This window comes from Marinobacter sp. X15-166B (assembly GCF_001752365.1).
Taxonomy (GTDB): Bacteria; Pseudomonadota; Gammaproteobacteria; order Pseudomonadales; family Oleiphilaceae; genus Marinobacter.
Genome location: NZ_MEIY01000001.1, coordinates 3,211,789 through 3,228,785, shown reverse-complemented (window position 1 = coordinate 3,228,785; position 16,997 = coordinate 3,211,789). Strand labels below are relative to the sequence as shown.

Genomic DNA, 16,997 nt, shown 5'->3' with positions numbered 1-16,997 from the left:
CCTAGCGGGCTGGTGCGGGCCAGGGGCCGCGCACCACGCTTGAAACTGTGCCGGTAGAGAGCCCCGCCCGCTGGGCCAAAGTCAGGGAGCAACGCTGGCCAGACCAGCTGCCCCGGCGCTTCAGCACGGTCACGCCCAAGCCCTGCGGGCCATCGGGTTCCAGCACAAGACGCAGCGCGGCAGGTGAGCTTTGTTCGCTATAACGGCGTTCGCGAAACAAAACGCACAGGTTGTTACCGGCTTCAGCGGCCAGTTGCAGGCGCCGGATGTCCCGGGGGGCCAGGGTGTCCGGCCAGGCCATGACCAGACCGGTAACGGGTGAGCGCAGACAATTTTCCAACGACCACACAAAATCGCCCCGATCCCGGGCATGGAGCACAATGATCTCTTCCAGATTGACGCCTGCCCGCGCCAACGCCGGGGCGTAGGGAATGTAGGGCGGGTTCAGCCAGAATACCGTGCGCCCTGTCTCGGCCAGCCGCCGTACCAACGGCAGCAGCAGGTAAAGTTCACCAATGCCGGGGGTATCCAGCAGGCACTCGGTCAGCGCACCCCGGGGCCAGCCATGGCCCCCCAACAGAGTGTCCAGACGCGAATAGCCGGTTAACTCCGCCGGTTGGTTGGTTGACGTGTGTCGATGACCCTGCCAGACGCGGGCGTCCTGAAGAAGCGTGGTCAGAATTTCGCTCATAAAAACCCCTGAGGCTGTATATGCGTACAGTATTCTGAAAGTGAGTGAAATTCAAGGGTGCTCCGTTCATCGCCAAACTATATTTAAGTGCACAGATTGCACCTTATCCTGACACTTGAGGAAGATGGTTATGGTATTTCTTAATGAATTCAGGGAGTTTTCGGTAAAAGGCAATGTGGTTGATATGGCGGTCGGCATCATTATGGGTGTTGCTTTCGGCAAGGTTGTGTCATCGTTGGTGGCGGAGATACGGGATTTACTGAAATCCAAAACAGGGTGATTGGGACGGCGGGTATCAGGAGCAGGAAATATGGGTACGGACAAGTGGAGCCCACTGGAAGAGGCGATTCCGGATGTTCGCGATGGCCTGACCCGTACGGAACGCATTATTTTGTATGTTTTGCGTGAGACCCAGCTGGAACGGGACGGTCGGTTTGTGCCTACGGCCATGTTGTACGGCAGGGTGCTGGAATACGTCGATATGAGCGAAGCCGAATTCCATGGGTACCTCGATCGGCTGGGGGTGAGAGGTGACAGGCTTTGACACGCTCAGGGTGTTGAACTTAAGTAGGCTTCCGTATACCTTTTTAGGGCCCGATCCGCTAAGTTGGTGAAAATATGCTTAAAGAAGGGTCTCTATGAGCCAGCAGCCAGACCGGGCCAGTACCCCGGTACGCGATAACACGCGTAAATTTGCGGTTTCCAGCAACCGGGGCTCTGCTTCCCACCGGGTTCATTATGTGGAAGTCAGTGGCGCGGCTGTTGATGCTGGCGAGTGCGTTTTTTGTGAGGCAATTCCAAGTCTCTCTGGCGACACAACCTCCAGACGCTCTTCTGAACAAGCCCAAGCTCTGGACCCGAACACCTAACCAGCCCCGTCTTGCTGCTCACCCTGAGCGGTTACCTTGCCCAACGCTCGAATTGGAAGACCGGGGCACCTGCAGATCTATACAACCTTCTTGGAGTTCAGTGGTTATGCGCTTGTTAGGGGATCCTAAGAGTTTTTTTGACGGTGAAATCATCGAACATCGCCGGGATGCCATGGGGCCAATACAGGTCGTTGATTTCCGCCGGCACCGGGTGCTGAATTTCGCTTCAATTTTTGAGCAAAGCAAAATCGACCGTCGCCAACCTTACCTTCCGGTGCACGAATACAATCGGGCCATGTTTTTGCCCATCGTTTATGGTGAGCCGACACGGGTGACCGTGCTTGGGTTAGGCGGTGGCGTCATGGTGAGCGGGCTGAGCCACCTGTTGCCCGAGAGCCGGATTCACGCCGTTGAACTGCGCCAGGAAGTGCTCAATGTCGCCAGAGAGTATTTCAGCATGCCCGACACCGACAACATCAACGTCACCATTGCGGACGCCCGCCACGCCCTGGCCGCCATGGAGGACGCCAGTACTGACCTGATTATGGCGGATTTATACGACGCCAACAGAATGAGTACCGCCCAGTCGGGCCGGCGGTTTGTTGAAAACTGCAGCCGGGTGCTGTCAGACACCGGCTGGCTGGTGATCAACTATCACGAGCCCCCTGAACAGAACGGCCCCGTGTTCAGACAACTGCGGGCGCATTTTTCTTCTTTATTCTCTTTTCAGAGCAAAACCAACAACACCATTATTTACTGCAGCCGGCAGCCGGTCGAGCTGGTCTCGCCCGCCGAGCCGCGATTCGATGTGCTCGAAGGCCGTCTGCCGATTGGCTGGCGTTCACTGATGAAGCGCATGACCCGGCTGAGCAGAGCAACGGAAGAGGCCTGAATCTGGTAACCACCATGCTGTCCCGTGTCCGGATCCTGATCGCCTGCATTGTCACCACGGTTGCACCGGGGGTGCACGCTGAATGGTTCAGCTACTCCGCTACCGCCATGACCACGCCCATCGAGCTGGAATTTTGGAGCGAAAGTGCGGAGCAGGCCGGGCGCACCCGTGACGCGGTTTTTGCGGTGTTCGAGGATATTGATCAACGCATGAGCCGTTACCGGGAAACGTCGGAATTGTCGGCGGTGAACCGGCAAGCCGCTGAGGCGCCAGTGCCCCTCAGTGAAAGTTTGTTTGCGGTGTTTCAGGCCGCGCAGCGGGTGTCGGCACAGAGTCAGGGCGCGTTCGATATCAGCTTTGGCTCGGTGGGTTACCTCTACGATTATCGCAACCGCCAACAACCCACCGATACCGATGTCGCCCTGCAATTGCAGCACATCAATTACCGGGACATTGTGCTGGATGAGACCAACCGCACCGTGTTCTACAGCAAGCCGGGCCTGCGGGTGGATTTGGGAGGCATTGCCAAGGGCTATGCAGTCGACCTGGGGGTGGAGGTGTTAAAAAGCCACGGGGTCCGCCATGCCCGCCTGAGTGCCGGCGGCGACATGCGCCTGCTCGGTGACAAACGTGGCAACCCCTGGGTTGTGGGGGTGCGCGACCCGCGCTCCGAAGCCCGCAACGCCGTGGTGTTGCCGCTGGCGGATCTGGCGATTTCCACGTCGGGAGATTATGAACGGTATTTTATCGACGAGGCGGGTAACCGCGTTCATCATATTCTGTCCCCGCAGACAGGGCGACCGGTGCAGGGTATTCAGAGCGTGACCATTCTGGGGAGCGACGCCATCACCACCGACGGGCTGTCGACGGCAGTGTTCGTGCTGGGTGTGGAGAAAGGCCTGGCGATGATCAATCGGCTCGGGGGCCTTGACGCCATCATCATCGACGAGCAACGCCGCATTCATTACTCGGACGGCCTGGCAACCCCCGGCCGTGCCGCGAGTCAGTAGCACCGCTTGCAACGCTGCTGACTCGGCCACGCGCAGTATTAAATAACCATGCGTTCTATGCCGATCAGCCTGTCCAGCGAGGTGCTGTTGCCCAGGCCGTGGTCCGGAAAACGGTTGCTGAATTCCCCTTCCTCACCGTGCAGGGCCATGTAATTCAGCAGTACCGTCTGCACCAGCTGATTGACGTTGTTGGCCGCCGGGCTGGAGGCGGTCTCCACCGATGCATCGGCACGCATGTGGCCAATCTGATGGCGCCGGGCAGTGGGACGATTGTCCGGGCTGTAGACCAGATAGAAGGACGCAGCGGTCTGCTGGTTGTCACCGGTCCATTCCCCCTTACCACGACCCTCCAGGGAATCGTCAATGCAACCGGCGCTTCGGGGGAGCATTACCCCTGAGCTGGTGATCGAAAAAAACGGCACCGTATCCCGGTGTTCTATTGCAGAATCGACGCTCAACGAGCCAAAACTCGAAGCAAGAATCTGCAACCGGTTACGGCTGGTTAACTTCGGCGCAGTTTCGGGGGTCACCCAAACGGTTATCCGCTATCCGATCGAGCTGTTACCAGGGTAGCGCTCAGCCAGCGTGCTTCTCGGCGGTAAGTACGGTCGCTCGCTGTTTTCGGGTTGCCAGAACCTCCGGGTCGTTGACAGGGCTGGACCAGCCCGCCAGATTCTGCTCGATCAGCTCCACCAAAGCATCAATATGGCCCGCAGAACTGTTCAGGGCGCTGATGTAGCGGAATTCCTTGCCACCGGCCTCCATGAAGTACTCGCGGTTTTCTTCATCAATCTCTTCGATGGTCTCCAGGCAGTCGGAAGCAAACCCCGGACAGAACACATCGACGGACTCGACCCCTTGGGCCGGCAGCGCTTTCAGGGTTTTATCGGTGTAGGGGCGCAACCATTCTTCGCGGCCGAAGCGTGACTGGAAGGTGGTCAGGTAGTCCTCGTCGCCGAGCCCCAGACGTTCCGCCAGTAACCGTGAGCTTTTGTAACACTCACAGTGGTATGGGTCGCCTTTTTTCAGGTATTTCAACGGGATACCGTGGTAAGACAGAATCAGCTTCTGGCTGCGTCCGTGCTGGCTCCAGTAGTCTTCAATGTGGGTTGCCATGGCTTCGATGTACGCAGGAAAGTCGTGGTAATGGCTGATAAAACGAAAATCCGGCAGCCAGCGACGTTGGCTGAAGTCCCGGGCAACCGCGTCAAAGGTGGAGGCGGATGTGGTGGCTGAGTATTGGGGGTACAGCGGCAGCACCATCAGCTTTCGCACGCCGGCGGCGCTCAGCCGGTCAAGTTCGGAGGCGATCGACGGGTTGCCATAACGCATGGCAAAGCCCACTTCGATGGACTCACCGTACTTTGTCTGTAACGCCTGGCGCAGTTTTTCACACTGATCGGCGGTGTGCTTCAGCAAGGGCGAACCTTGCTCGCCCCAGATTTTTTGATACGCCTTGGCGGAACGGGGCGGGCGGATCCTCAAAATGACGCCGTGCAGCACAAACCACCAGATCAGCCGTGGCACTTCGACCACACGGGGGTCGGCGAGAAACTCGCCCAGGTAGCGGCGCAATGCGGCGGGGGTGGGGGCGTCGGGCGTACCGAGGTTGGTGATTAAAACACCCAGCTTTTCAGCCTGGGCATGGTCAAAATTCTCAACACCTTTATAGCGCATGCCGGAGAGAGTCCTTAGACGAGCATTGGAGTGCAGTACCTGGAGTACGACTCGGGTTGTGATCGGGATTATACCGGTTCGTCCGCGACTGTGGCAGAGGGCCACCGGTGCAGCCCCCTGCCAGACGCGAAGGGTCAGCCGGCGTGACGGGCCCGTTGCATGAGCCGGGCGGTCAGGGCGGTAAGGTTGTAACCCGCCTGGCCGGCTTTGCTGAGGATGGTCTCTGCCGGTGCCTCAGTAGCGCGGGACAGGGCCCATAAGACACAGCACCGGGTGCCGGAACGGCAAAAGGCCAGGACCGGTTTTTCTGCCTGCTCGTATATTGCGGTGAAGTCATCGATGTTGGTATCGGTGATGTTGCCGGAATCAACAGGAAGATAAACCCATTCCATACCGTTGGCATGGGTGGCTGCCTGAAGATCGGCCATGGACAGCTGCCCGAACTCTTCACCGTCAGGGCGATTGGCTATGACGGTTCGAAACCCCAGTTTGGCCGCCTCCACAATATCGCCCAGCGTCAGTTGCGGAGACACCGAGATGTCCTCATCAATTTTTCGGAAGTCCATAAATCACCTGTCTCGAAGATCGTTGTTACGTCATTGCGTTCAGTATAAGCCAGGAACGTCAGCCCGTATGCCGGTTGCGCTCCAGGGTCTCAAAAACAGCCATACCGGCAATCATGGCCACCACAAATACCACGGCCTTGGTTTCGCCCGCGCCCAGCGCGACCAGTGCCGGGCCGGGGCAAAACCCGGCCAGTCCCCAACCCGCACCGAAGCCAATGCTACCAAGAATCAAGCGCTTGTCGATGGACGATGCGGTGGGCAGTTTCATCGCGAACCCGAGCAGGGACCGGGTCTGTTTTCTGGCAACGCTGAACGCCCCGGTACCCACCAGGATCGCGCCGCCCATCACCAGCGCCAGGGACGGGTCCCAGGAGCCGGCCAGATCAAGAAAACCAAGAACTTTGTGCGGGTTAGCCAAACCCGACAACAGCAGTCCGGCACCAAACAGCAGGCCCGAAATCAGGGAAACCAGCGACGATCTCATGGCGTCAGACTCCGCTTAAATGGCGAATGATATAGACGGTCATAAACCCAACGATCATAAAGGTCAGGGTGGCGACGAGGGAGCGCGCAGAGAACCGCGACAGGCCGCACACGCCATGACCACTGGTGCACCCTGAGCCGTAGCGGGTACCTATACCCACCAGCAGACCGGCGGCAATGAGTGCAGGGTAACCGGCGTCGATGCGGATGGCCGGAAGCTCACCGAAACCTGACCAGATAAACGGAGTAACGACGATGCCCAGGATGAACGCAAGTCGCCACAGCGTGTCTTTTTTGTGCGGCGTGAACAGCCCGCCGAGGATGCCACTGATGCCGGCAATGCGCCCGTTGAGCAGGACCAGGGTGGCCGCCGCCACACCGATGAGGACGCCGCCGGACAGAGCCGTCCAGGGGGTGAAGGAACTCCAGTCGATATCAATCATTCATCGCACCGTCAGGGGAACAGAAAAGTTCATACAGTTGCTCCAGCATCCGCTGGACCCGGGGATCAGCCAGCTGGTAATAAACGTGTTTGCCTTCTTTGCGCGAGCGTATCAGTGCTTGCCGGCGCAGGATGCCGAGCTGCTGCGACAGCGACGGTTGGCGGATGCCGGTGCGTGCTTCCAGTTCGCTGACACTGAGTTCTTGCTGGCTTAACTGGCACAGCAGCATCAGCCGGTCGGTGTTGGCGAGCGAGCGTAAAAATTCGCTGGCCTGGCCAGCGGATTTGAGCATGGCCTCTGGGTTGAACGTTTCGGTCATTGGGGGCTCCAGTGCAATATAAAATTATAATATATTATTTTATATAATTTGGGCAAGTAAAAAAGCCCGGCGCTGATGGCCGGGCAGAGGCGTGCGAGTAGTATCCATGAAGACTTCCAGACAAACCGGCATCAGCAGGGATACCGGTAACTCTCAGTATTGCTCATATTTTAAACACAGCAAGTAAATGTGCTGGTTTTTTGAACACGTTTTGTCATATCGAACTCTGGCTTATACCTGTTTTTATTTTTTGATGCGCTCGTTGTCGGGCTGGTGCATTGCCCGTCGCCGTTGGTTATCCTTGTGGGAACTGAGTTACCGACTTTGGCTGAGGTTTTACGAATGTCTGATCACGATGAGAAAAAGCCACCCACCGAAGACCCGCAATTGCCCGGCAAAATCAAAGATTCTGCCCGTCAGATCTGGCTTGCCGGATTAGGTGCCTATAACAAGGCGGGTGAAGACGCGGGCAAATTTTTCGACCGGCTGGTGAGTGAAGGTGAGCAGCTTGAGAACAAAACCCGGGGGATGGTCGGAAAACACGTCAAGACGGTAGAGCACAAGGTCGACGATGTGCGCGACAAGGCCACCGGCACCTGGGACAAGCTGGAAACCCTGTTTGATCAACGGGTGTCCGGTGCGTTACGCCGTTTGGGAATTCCTCGCCACGAAGACATCACCGCGCTGGAGCAGCGTATCGCCGAACTGGAGCAAAGCGTGGCTCAGCTACGAGGTGAGCGCGGCGACGAAGAAGAGTAATAACTTTCGCTCATGAGACGGATCTGCTCACGCTCTTCATCGATCAGATAGGGGCGCAGCAGGCACATCATCTGGAATACGCCGCGACCGGGGTCCATGGCATCCCGGTCATCCAGATGTGACAGGCTGTCATAACTGCTCCAGTAGCAAGTGGTCAGGGTCAGCTGTTCGCACAACGCATCCAGCTCATCATCGCGTATCGTCATCACCCCTTGCGCTTGCAGGCTGTGGCATATGGTCTGAAACGCGCGATGCTTTTTCTTCAGAATTGACCGGAACCGTTTCTGCAGGGTGTCGTAGCGGGACAGCACGTTGACCAGGTCCTGATATAGAAACCGATAGCGGGCGACGGCTTCAAACAGCAGATGCAGGAAGACGTTATTGTCATCCAGACTGATCCATGCGTCTGCTGGAACCGAGAGTAAATCCAGTAATTCTGCTTCATAGCGCCCGAACAGCTCGCCGACGATGTCACCTTTGCTTTTGAAGTGGTAATAAAGATTGCCCGGACTGATGTCCAGTTCGTCGGCAATCAGCAGGGTGGTGACATTCGGCTCGCCGATGCCATTGAACAACAGCAGGCTGGTGGTGAGGATACGGTCACGGGTTTTGACTTTGCTCATGCCTTGGCCCCAACCAGTGGTCTCTACAGATCGAAACTGGCCCACACCGGACAATGATCCGAAGGCCGTTCCATTGCCCTTATGTCGTAGGACACACCGCTGTCGACCACTTTGGGCAACAAACTGTCACTGGCCATGATCAGGTCAATGCGCAGGCCACGCCGGGGCACCCGGTCAAAACCCTTGCTGCGGTAATCAAACCAGCTGAAAGTATTGGACTCTTCGGGATTCAGGTGTCTGAACACATCGGTAATGCCGAGGCTCTCCACCCGCGCCAGCCACTCACGCTCTTCAGGTAAAAAGCTGCATTTGCCGGTGCGCAACCAGCGTTTGGCGTTGTCCGCACCGATGCCGATATCCAGGTCTTGGGGGGAAATGTTCATGTCACCCATCAGCACGATATGGTTGCCGGTTTGCTGGATCTCTTTTATGTGGGTGATCAGGTCGGCATAAAACTGTTTCTTCGCCGGGAACTTGGTAGGGTGTTCGCGGTTTTCACCCTGGGGAAAGTAACCGTTGATCACTGTCAGGCCTTCACCGTTCACCCGGAAGTTTCCGGTAATCAGCCGACGTTGCGATTCTTCCGTATCTGTAGGGTAACCTTTGACTACGCAATCAGGTTCAGACCGGGACAGTAAGGCTACGCCATAATGGGTTTTCTGGCCGTGATAGTGGACGTGATACCCCATGGCTGCAATCTCGGCGACGGGAAACTGGTCATCCGCCACTTTGGTTTCCTGCAGCCCAATGACATCCGGGTTATAGGTCTCAATCACCGCCTGCAGTTGATGCAAGCGGGTACGGATGCTGTTGACGTTAAAAGAGACAAACATCATGGGGGAATACTCGATCAGGTCGCTAAGTGGTTAAGTGCTATGAAAACGCAGAGAAGTCTAACACATAAGTGCGGCCAGTTTAGTCGACCGGAGCATTCAATGTCAGCGCATCAGAGACGGTTGCTTATTGGCGGGTTTGGTTAACATCAGGTGGGCGACCCCAATAGCCCGTTCGCTGAATCCCGCTTCGCAGTAGGCGAAATATAAGCGCCAAAGCTTCCTGAAGTTTTTATCGTAGCCCAGCGCATCGATAGCCTGCTCGTGTTCCACAAAGCGACGGCACCAGTCATGAAGCGTTCTGGCGTAGTGAAAGCCGAAATCTTCTACGTGGGTCAGCACCAGGTTGGTCCGGGTTCTCAGTGAAGCGAGAATGGCGCCAAAGGAGGGCAGAAAGCCGCCGGGGAAGATATAGCGTTGGATAAAATCGACGTTGTTCAGCGCTCGCTCGTAGCGTTGTTCCGGAATATTAATGGCTTGAATGAGCGCTTGCCCGGTTGGTTTTAACAGCCTGTCAATTTGCGCGAGGTAAGTGTCGAGAAAATCCGGACCCACGGCTTCGATCATTTCGATGGACACCAGCTTGTCGAACTGACCGTTCAGATCACGGTAATCGTCAAACAGCAGAGTGATTTCCCGTTCCAGTCCTTCTGCCAGAATTCGGGTTCTGGCCAGTTCCAGTTGCTTGCGGGAAATGGTCGTCGTGGTGACGTGACAGTGGTAATGTTTGGCGGCATGAATGGCAAAGCCACCCCAGCCCGTACCAATTTCAATGACCCGGTCGCCGGGCCTCAGGTCCAGTTTCTTGCAGATGATATCCAGTTTGTGCACAGCGGCTTGTTCCAGCGTGCTGTTGGCACCCGGATAAATTGCCGAGGAGTACATCATGGTCGGGTCAAGAAAGGCCTCGAACAGCTCGTTCCCCAGATCGTAATGGGCTTCAATATTCTTACGGGAGCCGGCACGGGTATTGCGGTTCAACCAGCGCAGCCCTTTGAGGGCGGGCCTTGTCACCCAGCGGAAGCGGTCTTCAAACTGATTGATACGGTCGATATTGCGGGTGAAGAACCGCAGCAGTGCCACCAGATCCGGGGAGCTCCAGTCGCCTGCCACAAACGATTCTGCCGCGCCGACATTGCCGCCGGTGAGCAGGTCTATCCAGAAGCTGTGATCATGCACCTGCAACTCGGTGGTCGGGAAACCTGCATCGCCATCGCCAAAGGTTAGTGTGTCGCAACCGGCTTCGGTGATTGTGAGAGTACCGCTGCGCAAATCCCGCAACTGTTTGCATATCAGCTGCTTGGCCACGCGACTTGCCTGGGAGCTGCCTTTGGCTTGCCCTTGCCGCTGCACTGAGGCGTTCAGATTCGCCATGAGGTTACTCTCCCGTTGGGCTGAGTCTTTGGGTGTGGGGACGACACAGGTACCCCTTCGTCATCACTGCCCAGCCGAAATTCGTCGGCGTCCGGGGCAAGTTTGTCCGGGTGAGAGTGGAACCTCACCCCTTTGAGCTTGAGTCTGAGCGCCTGCCAGTAAATGCCGGCGACCACTTTCAGGGATTCCAACGGGAACTGGCGCAGGTTTTTATGAAAAACAGTACGGGTGAGGGGGGTTCTTTGGACTACCAGTGTCGCATCAAATATTTTTCGCGCGGCTTCAAGCACGTTAATGTGGATGCGCAATTCATTGCCCCGAAAACTGAATAGCCACTGGTAGTGTTGCTGCATGGGGTTGAACGGCGAAACATGAAAACGCTTGGTAAAGCCGAATCGCTGGGTACGCCAGCCAGACGACGTGACCGCAACAGGGGGGCATTCCAGACAATACACGTGCCGTTGCTGCCAGGGGGTGTTAGTGACCTGGGCAAGAATTACCCGTGGGCAATGCCCCTGTTGCGGGCTGGCTCCGTGGGCATAACAAAAGTAGAAACTGACCGGGTTGAACACGTACCCCAGATAGCGGGGGTGGGTGATCAACTCGACAGGCCCGTCCGGACGCCAACCGGTAGCGCGCGCCACCCGCTGTTTTACGGCATTTTTCAGATCGGGGACGGACGGATCAAGGTAGTCGTCCCGGTTCAGGGACAGCCAGTTGAATCGGCCCACAGAGAACAGCCGGCTGACGCGGCTGATGCAGGTCCACTCGTCCAGATCAAGCGCAAGCATGCCAGTGCCGTAGCTGAAGGCGTGGCTGCCGGGGGCCATCCGCCTGTGGCGGATACGGCCAGTCAACCATTGGCTGTGCAGATTGGTGACCGTCCCCTCCGTCGCAGCACGCACGGCTTAAAGCTCCACACCAAACGCATTGGCCACCCGCAGTGCGCTGTTAACGCCGTCTTCATGGAAGCCGTTAAACCAGTAGGCGCCACAAAAATGACTGCGTCGTGTGTTGCCAATTTCGTCGTAGCGCCTTTGCGCGGCGACTGCTGCGAGACTGAACTCCGGATGCGCATAGGTGTAGCGTGCGATGATTTTGTGAGGCGCAATTGCAGACCCGCGGTTCAGGGTAACGCAGAACGTTTCCGGGGCTTTCTTAAAGTTTTGCAGCAGGTTTATGTTATAAGTTATTGATATTTTGTCTTTTCTATAGGCTGGGGTGTGGTAGTTCCAGGACGCCCAGGCACGCTGGCTTGACGGTAAGACCGAACTGTCGGTGTGCAGCACCACATCGTTATCCCGGTAGCTAATGGCCGACAGGATGTCGCGTTCTGCGGGGCTTGGGTCAGCAAGCATTCGCAAGGCCTGATCGCTGTGGCAGGCAAACACCACCTGATCGAAACTCCCATGCCCTCGTTCGGTGACCACTTGCACCTGGTCATTACTGCGGTTCACCGTAACCACCGGTGTGTTGAGCTGGGTAATAGGCGCAAGGCGGTCCATCATGGCACCCACATAACTGACGGAGCCGTTGGAGATAACCCGCCACGCCGGTCGGTCATTCACCGACAGCAAGCCGTGATTGTTGAAGAACTGCAAAAAAAATCCGAATGGGAAACTGTTCGAGCGCCAGTTCCGGGGCCGACCAGATTGCTGCACCCATCGGTACGATGTAGTGCCGACGGAAGTAATCGGAATAGCCACAGCGAGTGAGGTAGCTGCCAAGGGTTTCCACTTCGTCCAGTTCGCCGGTGGCCAGTTCGGCTCGGGTTTCCTTGTTGAAACGCAGAATTTCCTGAATCATCCGGAGGAAACGGGGGTTCAGCAGGTTACGGCGCTGCGCGAACAGAGTGTTCAGGTTGGTACCGCAATATTGCAGGCCAGTGGCACCGGAGTCGACGCTGAAACTCATGTTGCTTGGCTCGGAGGCAATCCCAAGCCGGCTCATCAGTTTGATAAAGTTGGGGTAGGTCCGGTCATTGAACACGATAAATCCGGTGTTTACCGGCCACCGTTCGCCTCCAGCCGCCACCATCCGCGTGTTGGTATGGCCACCGGGGCAATCTGCGGCTTCAAATAACATCACCTCGTGATGGTCCGCCAGTAACCAGGCAACCGTCAAACCGGATACGCCCGCGCCGATGATGGCAATACGTTGACGCTGCGGGGTCATGAACCGTTTTCCTGTTGCCGGTTGTCAGGGCGGGTCATGCTGGCGGCCAGGCGGTCAATGGCGCTTTGTGGCAGCGCACTCAGAAGTTTCAGCGGCCAGGTCAAGCGCTTGGGAAAGTGAATATGATTCCGCCCTCGCTGTAAGCCTTTCAGCACCCGTTGGGCGGCGTTTTCTGCGCTGATCAGGAACGGCATGACAAAGTCATTGCGATCGGTCAGTGGCGTTTTTACGAATCCCGGTGACACAATCACCACGTCAATGCCTTCGGCGGCCAGGTCAGCTCTGAGGGACAGGGCGAAGTAGGTCAGGGCAGCTTTCGAGGCACCGTAGCCCTCTGCTCTGGCGAACGGAAACCAGCTGGCGGATGAGCTGACAATCACCAGGGTGGCCGGCTGGTTTTTTGCCCTGGAAGCCCTGAGCAAAGGCAGTGCCAGCTCTACACACCGTGCGGTCCCGATCAGATTGGTGTTGATGTTGTGCTCGATCACGGTGGCTTTAAAGTTGGCTATGTCGAGGTACTCACAGGTACCGGAATTCAGAATCGCCATCTGGACCGACGACTGCTCACTCAGTTGTGCGCGCATCTGCTTGAGGTCTTCGCAACGGGTAATGTCGCCCCGGGCGATGGTAACCTGCTGTGGCGCCTGGGCCCTTATCTGTTCAAGGGCTTCCTGCCGGCGCCCTGTTACGATCAATCTGTGCCCCTGTTCAATCAGCTGGTGGGCCAGTGCCTGACCGATCCCCGAGGTTGCCCCGGTCAGCCAGATGTGGCTTGCTGAGTCCAGCCGGCGGTTCATGCGACCTGCTTGCGCAGCCAGCGCACCGCGCCGCCCAGCACCGGCAGGTTTTCATACAACAGCTGGCCCGCATCGAAATAATCCCGGTGCAGAGTGATGCCCCCATCCACGATGCGCAGCTGGCTGATGCCGTCAACCTTGATTTCTGCACCACCACGTATGCGCTTATGGCGCAGATGCATCACCCAAGGCACACAGGGCGCTTCCTGTGCCTTCGATGGTTTCACCAAATTCGAAATGACAGCTGACGACGTTGGCGTATGAGTTCTGTAAATAGGCGCTCAAAGCGCGGCGGCCATTCACCCGGGTAAAGGGATCGACAAACTGCACTGACTCGTTGTAGACAGCCGACAGCTCACCAATGTTGTCACGGGCCATTGAACTGAACAGCGCTTTGAATCGCTCTGTCACCAGACTGACAGATTCGGCCCCGGAAGTGGGCGTATCGGTTGTGTGCATGGCGCGACGCTCCGCAGTTGCTCGAGTCTTTAACCCCTGGCTCAGTAACCATCAGTCAGGATACGTACCCAAGCCACATTTTGGATTCATCGCCATTGATGAAATCCAGTCGCTGTGCCGGACACCCGGATACCAGATGTGCAATTATTGCGGCCGCACGCCGGTTTATCGGACGATGGGCGGTAAGCCCTGCAGGACCGCCGGGCGCACGTAAAAATGAGTAATGGTGCCGTCACTGAATTTGCTGAAAAACCCACTGACATCGGTGATTCTTTGCAAGTGGCGCCGCCTGCTGATGGGGTCGCGGATCAACACTTTGATGCCATTAAAGTTATCCTGGATGTTGGAAAAACGGGCGCGCATTGAGCAGGTCACCACATCCGCATTGTTGAGTTTCAGCTGCTCGGCAAGGTAATCACTGTGGTGGCGTATGCCGGCCGCGTCCAGGTTCTCACGGGTGTCGAGGTGATCTAATTTGATGCGATCCACAATGCATCGGGAGTAACTTCGCGGGTTTTTTCTGGCCACTTTGCGAAAAGCTTCCCAGGAAAAAACTGTCGGTCAGCTCGGCAAAGTAACGCATGTCACTCAGGCAGGTGTCCACCCAGGCGCAGGCATCGGGCTCCTCCATCACTTCATTGATGGCCTCGCGCAGCAGCCAGTCGAACCCCAGAGCGGTCTTGTGGGCATAGACTTTGCGGTACATCTGATAGCGGCTGTAAACGAAATCCTCCAGCGCACCCAGCCCCTTTTGGGTAATCGCCAGTCCCAGCCAGGGTGTTTCAGCGCTCCAGCCAAAACGCAGGTTGCTCAGCAGGTGGTCAAGGTTGAAGCCGCCAATGGTCACGGACGAGTGGAAGCCGTCCCGCAGCATGTAGTCGGCCCGGTCTGCGTCGATTTCTCCGGAGACGATGGAAGAGAGCAAGTTCATCACCAGGCGCGGTATATCGGCCTCACTGAGTGCGCCGGCTGCCGCATCGGGGCCGGCTATAAAGTTCCAGAAAGTGGCTGCATGGCTGCAGAAAACCGGGCTGGGGGCCACTTCGGTGGTTTCCATGATCCCCATAATGTCTTGCGGGAAGAGCCCGGCGTCTTCAATGTCCACGTCGCTGAGTACCTGGTGCGCGACCCGGACCGAGTAGTGTTCGTGTTCCAGCTCTGCCGGCTGTTGCGGGTAGTAACAGCGGTAATCCACGCCTTGCCACAGGTCTTCAAATCGCCCGGGCCGGGCCATCATCTCGTGGATGCGCCGGGCTTGGGTAAACTGGTGGGAAAAGCTGGAGTGACCGCTGTCGTGCAACAGGCAGCCAACCCGAATCACCTTGGCGAGGTAATCGATGGCCTCCAGCTCGGGGCGGGTCAAATCCGTTTGATTGCACCGTGGGCGCTCCCGGAGGTAGGCGTCAATCATGGACCGGAACATACGATCGCCCACGTGCATCACCCCGAGACTGTGCAGAAAACGGGAGTGGGTGGCGCCGGGGAACACCAGGCTCAGAATGTCGTTCTGACAGATGTTGCGCAGACGCTGGAACAGCGGGTGGTCGATGATACGGCTTTCATGGCGGAACAGGCGAATCCCCCCATGCACGGGGTCCATAATCAGCTTGTCGTAAGCACCCAGCAGATCGTTAACAGCGCTGCGCATTGCAAAAGCTCCTATAATAGGCGTAAGGTCCTTGTTATATCACAGGCCCGTGCCAGAATAGGCTACACAACATGTGAGCATTGCCAAATTGTCGTTTACCACGGGTAGTTTAAGGCGACAGCCATGACCTCGCGCACCGAGCGCATTTTGATTATTGACCCGGATAACACCGCACGTTCGGAACTGGGTGGTTACCTGACATCCAAGGGGTTCGACGTCCGCACCTGTCCGACCATCACCGACAGCACCGAGCTGCTTGACGGCGATGCTTTTGATGCAATTTTTGCTGATTTGTGTCCCCAGGGTATCCAGAGTCTGATCGGTCATCTTGATGCCTCGGTGTTTCCGGGCGCCTTCATTCCCCTGATTGCCCATTCAGACATCACCCGGGCGGTTGATGTGGTGGCAGCGCTGCGCGCGGGTGCCGCGGACTTTCTGCTGAAACCCTGCGAAGACAGAGGCAAGCTGGACCGTGTGGTGGCCAACATGCTGCACCGGGTGGAGGTGCACCGCCAGAACGAACAGTACCGCCAGAAACTGGAAACCACCAATGCGGAACTGCAGGCTGGCATCGCCGAGTTGCGGGCGGATCAGCGCGCGGGACGCAAAGTGCAGATGAAAATGCTGCCCGAGGGTGGCCAGAAACTGGGGCGGTTTTATGTCGACCATTTTATCAAACCCTCCCTGTACCTGAGTGGCGATTTTCTGGATTACTTCCGCATCAGCAAAGACAAGGTCCTGGTCTACATAGCGGACGTATCCGGCCATGGTGCCAGTTCTGCCTTCGTCACCGTACTGCTGCGAAATCTGACCAACCGGCTGCAGCGCAATCTGCGCCGGGGTTCCAGCGACGATTTGCTGTATCCCGACCGGTTTCTTGAGCGGGTTAACACCGAATTGCTGGACACCGGCCTGGGTAAACACGTGACCATGTTTATCGGGATCATTTCCGAGCGTAGCAAAAAGTTGCACTATTCGGTCGGTGCGCACATGCCCATGCCGGTGCTAATCACGCCGGAACGGGGCGCGCGCTTTCTGGAGGGTAACGGTTTGCCGGTGGGGTTGTTTGAAACTCCCCGCTGGGACGTTTATGAAACCCCCATCACCAGTGGCTTCCAGCTATTTTTGTTTTCGGATGGCATACTGGAGGTGATTCCCGCGCCTACCCTGGCGGGGAAGGAGCAAAGATTACTTGAACTCGTGGAGGGAGGTAGTCACACTATCGCGGCTTTGAGCGAGGCGCTGAATCTGGATGATAAAACAGAGTTGCCTGATGATATCGCTATTGTATCAGTGACCGACACGGTAACTCCCGCCGGCTGTGTCAATCAGCGGGAGAGTAAGGCGTCGGCTAATGTTGCGTCTAAATAGTGGCAGTT

At 57.0% G+C, this 16,997-nt stretch carries 20 protein-coding genes and 3 pseudogenes; 7 read left to right on the top strand and 16 right to left on the bottom strand.

Going from position 1 to position 16,997, the window contains the following annotated elements; genetic code table 11:
• Position 1: 1 nt before the first annotated feature.
• A complete protein-coding gene (gene imuA, locus BG841_RS15220) occupies positions 2-691 on the bottom strand; it encodes a translesion DNA synthesis-associated protein ImuA (RefSeq protein WP_070058420.1) in 690 nt (229 codons plus the stop codon).
• 130 nt (positions 692-821) lie between these two features.
• On the opposite strand from imuA, the pseudogene BG841_RS16645 reads away from it, so the two are divergent.
• The 4 genes and pseudogenes from BG841_RS16645 to BG841_RS15205 form a co-directional block, all read left to right on the top strand.
• Positions 822-941 (top strand): annotated as a pseudogene (locus BG841_RS16645) (MscL family protein); the annotation flags it as partial.
• Between the two features lie 60 nt (positions 942-1,001).
• Positions 1,002-1,235, top strand: coding sequence for a hypothetical protein (locus tag BG841_RS15215; protein WP_070058419.1), 234 nt, complete (start codon positions 1,002-1,004; stop codon positions 1,233-1,235).
• A gap of 431 nt (positions 1,236-1,666) precedes the next feature.
• Positions 1,667-2,452 (top strand): spermidine synthase, encoded by a 786-nt coding sequence (locus BG841_RS15210; RefSeq protein ID WP_070058418.1) that lies wholly within the window; start codon positions 1,667-1,669, stop codon positions 2,450-2,452.
• A gap of 14 nt (positions 2,453-2,466) precedes the next feature.
• Entirely contained in the window at positions 2,467-3,462 is a 996-nt protein-coding gene (locus tag BG841_RS15205; RefSeq protein WP_228141681.1) for an FAD:protein FMN transferase, read from the top strand.
• A gap of 38 nt (positions 3,463-3,500) precedes the next feature.
• Here BG841_RS15205 and BG841_RS16755 read toward each other — a convergent pair whose 3' ends face one another.
• Positions 3,501-3,851: a hypothetical protein gene (locus BG841_RS16755; protein WP_070058417.1), complete on the bottom strand. Its 351-nt coding sequence runs from the start codon at positions 3,849-3,851 to the stop codon at positions 3,501-3,503.
• Here BG841_RS16755 and BG841_RS16630 point away from each other — a divergent pair.
• Positions 3,826-4,035, top strand: a complete 210-nt coding sequence (locus BG841_RS16630) for an AgmX/PglI C-terminal domain-containing protein (RefSeq protein WP_141737114.1) — start codon at positions 3,826-3,828, stop codon at positions 4,033-4,035. The two genes, BG841_RS16755 and BG841_RS16630, sit on opposite strands and share 26 nt — an antisense overlap.
• A gap of 3 nt (positions 4,036-4,038) precedes the next feature.
• Here BG841_RS16630 and hemH read toward each other — a convergent pair whose 3' ends face one another.
• From hemH to BG841_RS15175, 5 genes are all read right to left on the bottom strand, one after another.
• Positions 4,039-5,139, bottom strand: a complete 1,101-nt coding sequence (gene hemH, locus BG841_RS15195; RefSeq protein WP_070058416.1) for a ferrochelatase — start codon at positions 5,137-5,139, stop codon at positions 4,039-4,041.
• A gap of 134 nt (positions 5,140-5,273) precedes the next feature.
• A complete protein-coding gene (locus BG841_RS15190) occupies positions 5,274-5,705 on the bottom strand; it encodes a TIGR01244 family sulfur transferase (RefSeq protein ID WP_070058415.1) in 432 nt (143 codons plus the stop codon).
• A gap of 58 nt (positions 5,706-5,763) precedes the next feature.
• Complete coding sequence (locus BG841_RS15185; protein ID WP_070058414.1) at positions 5,764-6,189, bottom strand: DUF6691 family protein; 426 nt, start codon at positions 6,187-6,189, stop codon at positions 5,764-5,766.
• A gap of 4 nt (positions 6,190-6,193) precedes the next feature.
• Positions 6,194-6,631 carry a YeeE/YedE family protein gene (locus tag BG841_RS15180; protein WP_070058413.1) on the bottom strand — a complete coding sequence of 146 codons (438 nt, stop codon included), beginning with the start codon at positions 6,629-6,631 and terminating at the stop codon, positions 6,194-6,196.
• Complete coding sequence (locus BG841_RS15175) at positions 6,624-6,950, bottom strand: ArsR/SmtB family transcription factor (RefSeq protein ID WP_070058412.1); 327 nt, start codon at positions 6,948-6,950, stop codon at positions 6,624-6,626. The genes BG841_RS15180 and BG841_RS15175 overlap by 8 nt, the downstream gene beginning before the upstream one ends.
• A gap of 342 nt (positions 6,951-7,292) precedes the next feature.
• On the opposite strand from BG841_RS15175, the gene BG841_RS15170 reads away from it, so the two are divergent.
• A complete protein-coding gene (locus BG841_RS15170) occupies positions 7,293-7,709 on the top strand; it encodes a phasin family protein (RefSeq protein WP_070058411.1) in 417 nt (138 codons plus the stop codon).
• Here the strand turns inward: BG841_RS15170 and BG841_RS15165 are convergent.
• The 9 genes and pseudogenes from BG841_RS15165 to BG841_RS15130 all read right to left on the bottom strand — a co-directional run bounded on the left by BG841_RS15165 (position 7,673) and on the right by BG841_RS15130 (position 15,618).
• Positions 7,673-8,332 (bottom strand): TetR/AcrR family transcriptional regulator, encoded by a 660-nt coding sequence (locus tag BG841_RS15165; protein WP_070058410.1) that lies wholly within the window; start codon positions 8,330-8,332, stop codon positions 7,673-7,675. The two genes, BG841_RS15170 and BG841_RS15165, sit on opposite strands and share 37 nt — an antisense overlap.
• A 23-nt stretch (positions 8,333-8,355) precedes the next feature.
• A complete protein-coding gene (gene xthA, locus BG841_RS15160; protein WP_070058409.1) occupies positions 8,356-9,168 on the bottom strand; it encodes an exodeoxyribonuclease III in 813 nt (270 codons plus the stop codon).
• A gap of 102 nt (positions 9,169-9,270) precedes the next feature.
• Positions 9,271-10,539 carry an SAM-dependent methyltransferase gene (locus BG841_RS15155; RefSeq protein WP_070058408.1) on the bottom strand — a complete coding sequence of 423 codons (1,269 nt, stop codon included), beginning with the start codon at positions 10,537-10,539 and terminating at the stop codon, positions 9,271-9,273.
• Entirely contained in the window at positions 10,527-11,444 is a 918-nt protein-coding gene (locus BG841_RS15150; protein ID WP_416202620.1) for a DUF1365 domain-containing protein, read from the bottom strand. Before BG841_RS15150 ends, BG841_RS15155 begins: the two co-directional genes overlap by 13 nt.
• A 3-nt stretch (positions 11,445-11,447) precedes the next feature.
• A pseudogene (locus BG841_RS15145) lies at positions 11,448-12,714 on the bottom strand (NAD(P)/FAD-dependent oxidoreductase).
• Complete coding sequence (locus BG841_RS15140) at positions 12,711-13,511, bottom strand: SDR family NAD(P)-dependent oxidoreductase (protein ID WP_070058407.1); 801 nt, start codon at positions 13,509-13,511, stop codon at positions 12,711-12,713. The pseudogene BG841_RS15145 and the gene BG841_RS15140 overlap by 4 nt, the downstream one beginning before the upstream one ends.
• Positions 13,508-13,705 (bottom strand): hypothetical protein, encoded by a 198-nt coding sequence (locus BG841_RS17490; protein ID WP_228141680.1) that lies wholly within the window; start codon positions 13,703-13,705, stop codon positions 13,508-13,510. The genes BG841_RS15140 and BG841_RS17490 overlap by 4 nt, the downstream gene beginning before the upstream one ends.
• On the bottom strand, positions 13,677-13,970 hold the full coding sequence (locus tag BG841_RS17485) for a nuclear transport factor 2 family protein (RefSeq protein WP_228141679.1): 294 nt from the start codon (positions 13,968-13,970) through the stop codon (positions 13,677-13,679). Before BG841_RS17485 ends, BG841_RS17490 begins: the two co-directional genes overlap by 29 nt.
• A 165-nt stretch (positions 13,971-14,135) precedes the next feature.
• Positions 14,136-15,618: pseudogene (locus tag BG841_RS15130) on the bottom strand (HD domain-containing protein).
• Positions 15,619-15,741: 123 nt separating this feature from the next.
• Between BG841_RS15130 and BG841_RS15125 the strand changes: the two are divergent.
• Complete coding sequence (locus tag BG841_RS15125) at positions 15,742-16,989, top strand: SpoIIE family protein phosphatase (protein ID WP_070058406.1); 1,248 nt, start codon at positions 15,742-15,744, stop codon at positions 16,987-16,989.
• The last annotated feature ends 8 nt before the right edge of the window (positions 16,990-16,997 follow it).